Source organism: Actinomadura fibrosa (assembly GCF_900659615.1).
GTDB lineage: Bacteria > Actinomycetota > Actinomycetes > Streptosporangiales > Streptosporangiaceae > Spirillospora > Spirillospora fibrosa.
Genome location: NZ_CAACUY010000426.1, coordinates 1 through 4551 on the forward strand (window position 1 = coordinate 1; position 4551 = coordinate 4551).

Consider the following 4551-nt stretch of genomic DNA (forward strand, 5'->3'; position numbering starts at 1 on the left):
GCGCGTTGGCCTTCGGGGAGACGATCCAGTCCATCCACTTGTAGGCGCAGTTGGGGTGCTTGGCCTTGGCCGCGCCGCCCCCGGCTCGCCGGCCGCACCGCCGCCCGCCGTCGCGACGGGCACCCGGTTGCCGCCCGCGCCATGGCCCCGCGCCGACGGCCCGGCCGACCCGGTCGGCTCGGCCGGCTCGGCCGGTTCCGTGGCCTCGGCCAGCGCCACGCGGGCGGCCTCGCCCGGCGGGGCGCCTTCGAGGATCATCCGCTGCATGATCTCCAGCCGGGCCACGTCGGCGGGGCTGTAGCGCCGGTGGGTGCCCGAGCTGCGGCGGCTGGGGCCGATGCCGTAGCGGCGGTCCCAGGTGCGCAGCGTGGAGGCGGCCACGCCGAGGCGCTGCGCCACCGCGCCCACGCTCAGCCCGGCCTCCCGATCCGGCGGCCCGCCCATACGTCCCCCGTCCGTCCCTTCGGCCTCCGACCGCAAAGCGTACGATCTACCAGGTCTTCGCAGGAAAAGATCCGCCGGTTGCACTCGGCGGCGCGCCGCGCTCCGAAGGTCACCCGCGGGACACCATGCCCGTACCGTCCGGACGACCGGGGCACGGCCTGCGGAAAGGCCGGGAGGGGACGCTCAGCGGGCCCGGTCCTCCAGGACGGCGTCGGCCGCCCTCCGTCCGGACACCAGCGCGCCCTGGCTGGACCCGGTGTCCCGGTGGTCCCCGCAGACGTAGCGTCCGCCGCCGAGGCGCACGGGGCGCCGGAGCGGCAGGGGCGGCGGCATCGCGGGCAGGGCCGCCTCGACCGGATACGTGGCGATGTGCCGCCACGACGACGTGTCGCCGTAGATCTCCGTCAGGCGGTCGCGCACCCACGGCTCGTCGCCGTCGCCGTGGAGTCCGAGCACGGACGTCGAGACGAGCGCGCGGCCGTCGGACGAGTACTCCGGGGCCGCGTCGGTCATCACGAGGGTGTCGGTGACGACCGCGTCCGCGTCGAGGATCTGGACGGCCTCGTCCAGCGGCGACGCGGGCGCCGTGTGGTAGAAGGTCGTGACGGCGCGCATCGCGGGGACCTCCAGCTCCGGCGCGAGGGCGCCCGCCGCCCTCGGGTCGGCGGCGATGACCACGGCCGCGGCCGGGATCTCGGCGCCGTCCGCGGTGACGACGCCCGCACCGGTGACCGCGCGCACCGGGGTCTCCAGGGACAGCGCACCCTCCGGCAGGCGGACCGCGAGCTGGGCCGGGATCCGCCCCATCCCCAGCGCGGGCACGGCGAGCGTGCCGCGCGCGAACGACCGCCAAAGCAGGTGGAAGAAGCGACTCGACGTCTCCAGCTCCCGCTCCAGGAGCACGCCCGCGAGGAACGGCCGCAGCAGCCGCTCGACCATCGCGTCCGAGATCCGCCAGTGGCGCAGCTCGTCGGCCGTGCTGCGCTCCGGGCCGCCGCGCAGGCGCCCGGCGGGAGCGGCCACGTCGCGCGCGGTCAGCGCGGCCAGCGCCGCCTTGTCGGCGACGGTGCCGATCTCCGCGAACGCGCCGCTCAGCGCCTGCGCCGGATGCCGCCAGGGCAGCATCACGCGCTCCCGCCGCCCCTCGTGGAAGATCAGCAGCCCGGACTCGAACGGCCGCAGGTCGAGCGCGTCGAGGTCGAGGACGCGCGCGGCCTCGGGATAGGCGGTGTTGAACACCTGGAACCCGCGGTCGAGCCGGAAGCCGTCGACGACGTCCGTCCGGACCCGTCCGCCGACCCCGTCGGACGCCTCCAGGACCCGCACCGGCACGCCCGCCGCGTGCAGCCGGGCGGCGCAGGCGAGCCCGGCCAGGCCGGCGCCCACGACGATCACGGTGTCGGGCATCCGCTCATCCCCCTCATCGCTCCGGCGCAACACCGTGACCATGCCCGCACCGCCGCCGGTTACCCACGAGCAAGATCCGATCGGGAGGCTCTGAACAGCATTAACTCACCGTAAGTGGGCACGTTGCTACAACTGGTGAGAAGCGTGGACGGACTTCCCCGGCCGTTTCCGGCGGCCGGATGCAACCGATCGGCCGCCGCGTCCCGAAGGCAGGGACAGGAACCCACGGACGACGATGGAGGAAACGGTGATCTCCAGACAGGGCGGCGCGCGGGCCCGGGCGCCGCGCGGGCGGCGCTGATGGCGGCCGGCGACCCCGTCGTCGTGATCGGGGCGGGCCTCGGCGGCCTGTCCGCGGCCGTCCACCTCGCGGCGCGCGGACGCGCGGTCACGGTGGTGGAGGCCCGCGACGAGCCCGGCGGGTGCTGCGGCACCGCCAACGCGGGGCCCTACCGGTTCGACACCGGCCCCTCGGTGCTCACCATGCCGGGCGTGCTGGCCGAGACGTTCGGCGCCGCCGGCGAGGACCTCGACGCCCTGCTCCCGCTGCGGCGCCTCGACCCCTTCTACCGGCTGGCCTTCCACGACGGCTCCCACCTGGACGTGGTGGCCGGCGAGGACGAGATGACCGCGAACGTCCGCGCCCTGTGCGGGCCCGCCGAGGCCGACCGGTACCGGCGGTTCCGGCGGCGGCTCGGCGCGATGTTCGAGGCGGAGTGGCCCGCGTTCGTCGACGCCGACATGACCCGGCTGCGCGGCATGGCCCGGCCGCACGCGCTGTTGCGGCTCGCCGCGTCGGGCGGGTTCCGGCGCCTCGACCGGTTCGTCGCCGCGCACCTCACCGACGAGCGGCTCGTCCGGGCGCACACGTTCCAGTCGCTGTACGTCGGGCTGCCGCCGCACAAGGCGCTGGCCATCTACGCCGTCATCGCCCACATGGACACCGTCGGCGGCGTCTACTTCCCCACGGACGGCGGCATGCACGCCATCCCCCACGCGCTAGCGGGCGTCGCGGAGAAGGCGGGGGCGTGCATCCAGTACGGCGCCCGCGCCGCCCGGGTCGAGACCCGCGCGTCCGGGGTGGCGGCGGTCCGGCTGGAGGACGGCGAGCGGCTCCCCGCGAGCGCCGTCGTGGTCGCCTGCGACCGCGGCCGAGCGCACGCGGAGCTGCTGCCCGACGAGGCCCGCGACTGGCGGACGCGGCGCCCGCGCTACTCGCCGTCCTGCGTGGTCATGCACTTCGGGCTGGACCGCCGGCTGCCCGGGCAGGCGCACCACACCCTGCACTTCGGGCGGGAGTGGGACGGCGCGTTCCGGGCGCTCGCCGCCGGGCGCCCGCAGCCCGACCCGAACCTGCTCGTCACCTACCCCGAGGCCGACGCGACCGCCGCGCCCGACGGCCACGCGACGCTGAGCGTGCTGGAACCCGTCCCGAACCTGACGAGCGGCATCGACTGGGACCGCGCCGTCCCGCGGCTGACCGAGCGGCTGCTGGGCCGCCTCGCGGGCCTCGGCTACGGCGACCTGTCCGCGGCGCCCGGCCTCACCCTCGACCCGCCCGCCTGGGCGCGGCTCGGCCACTCCGCCGGCACGCCGTTCGCCCTCGACCACCGCTTCGGCCAGACGGCGTGGTTCCGCCCCTCCGGCCGCAGCCGCCGCGTCCCCGGCCTGCACTTCGCCGGGATGCACACCGCGCCCGGCGTGGGCGTCCCCCCGGCCCTGATCTCCGGGCGGCTGGCCGCCGAACGGATCCTGGAGGGCAGCCGATGACCCGGCCGATGACGCAGCCGACGACCCGGTCGGTGACGCTGACCGCGAGCTACGAGCGGTGCCGCCGCCTCAACGCCCGGCACGGCCGCTCCTACTACCTCGCGACCCTGCTGCTGCCCGCGTGGAAGCGGCGGCACGTCCACGCGCTGTACGGGTTCGCCCGGTACGTGGACGACCTCGTCGACGAGTGCCCCGACGAGGGCGGCCGCGAGAAGGCGCTCGACGAGCTCACCGGACGGCTGGAGTCCGCGCTCGCGGGCACGCCGCCCGCCGACCCGGTGCTGCCCGCGTTCGTGCACACCGTCCGCTCGTTCGGCGTGGACCGCGGCGACGTCGAGGCGTTCCTGCGGTCGATGCGCGCCGACCTGACCGTCACCCGGTACGACACCTACGACGACCTGCTCGGCTACATGGAGGGGTCCGCCGCGGCGATCGGGCTGATGATGCTGCCCGTCCTGGAGACGGTGCCGGGCGCCGCGGACCGCGCCCGCGCGCCCGCCCGCGAGCTCGGGCGCGCGTTCCAGCTCACCAACTTCCTGCGGGACGTCGGCGAGGACCTCGCCCGCGGCCGCGTCTACCTGCCGCGCGCCGACCTGGACGCGTTCGGCGTCCGCGAGGACGACCTCGCCGGCTCCGGCACCGGGCCGGCGCTGCGCGAGCTGCTCGCCTTCGAGGCCGGCCGCGCCCGGGAGCACTACCGGCGCGCGCTCGCGGGGATCGAGCTGCTCGCCCCGTCCTCGCGGCCCTGCATCCGCGCCGCGCACCAGCTCTACGGCGGCATCCTGGACGAGATCGCCGCCGCCCGGTACGACGTGCTGTCCACGCGGGCGCGGGTGCCGCGCCGCCGCCGCGCGTCGATCTTCGCCCGGCACCTGCTCGCCGCGTCCGCCGCCGGGCGGGCCGAGCGGCGCGTCCCGGCGGAGGCGCGCT

4 protein-coding genes are annotated in these 4551 nt (G+C 76.6%); 2 read left to right on the top strand and 2 right to left on the bottom strand.

What is annotated here, in order from left to right:
• On the bottom strand, positions 1-399 hold a 399-nt coding region (locus E1300_RS47780), incomplete at its 3' end, for a MerR family transcriptional regulator (protein WP_306440710.1).
• A gap of 228 nt (positions 400-627) precedes the next feature.
• The gene (locus tag E1300_RS47785) at positions 628-1851 is read right to left on the bottom strand and encodes an FAD-dependent oxidoreductase (protein WP_131763878.1); all 1224 of its coding nucleotides are present in this window, start codon (positions 1849-1851) and stop codon (positions 628-630) included.
• 300 nt (positions 1852-2151) lie between these two features.
• On the opposite strand from E1300_RS47785, the gene E1300_RS47790 reads away from it, so the two are divergent.
• A complete protein-coding gene (locus E1300_RS47790; protein ID WP_131763879.1) occupies positions 2152-3621 on the top strand; it encodes a phytoene desaturase family protein in 1470 nt (489 codons plus the stop codon).
• A gap of 8 nt (positions 3622-3629) precedes the next feature.
• Positions 3630-4551 (top strand): phytoene/squalene synthase family protein (locus E1300_RS47795; protein ID WP_165503332.1); only part of this gene is annotated, 922 nt, incomplete at its 3' end.

Coding starts and splice junctions, on each gene's coding strand:
- E1300_RS47785 (WP_131763878.1), bottom strand. CDS start 1,851: ATGCCCGACACCGTGATCGTCGTGGGCGCCGGCCTGGCCGGGCTCGCC.
- E1300_RS47790 (WP_131763879.1), top strand. CDS start 2,152: ATGGCGGCCGGCGACCCCGTCGTCGTGATCGGGGCGGGCCTCGGCGGC.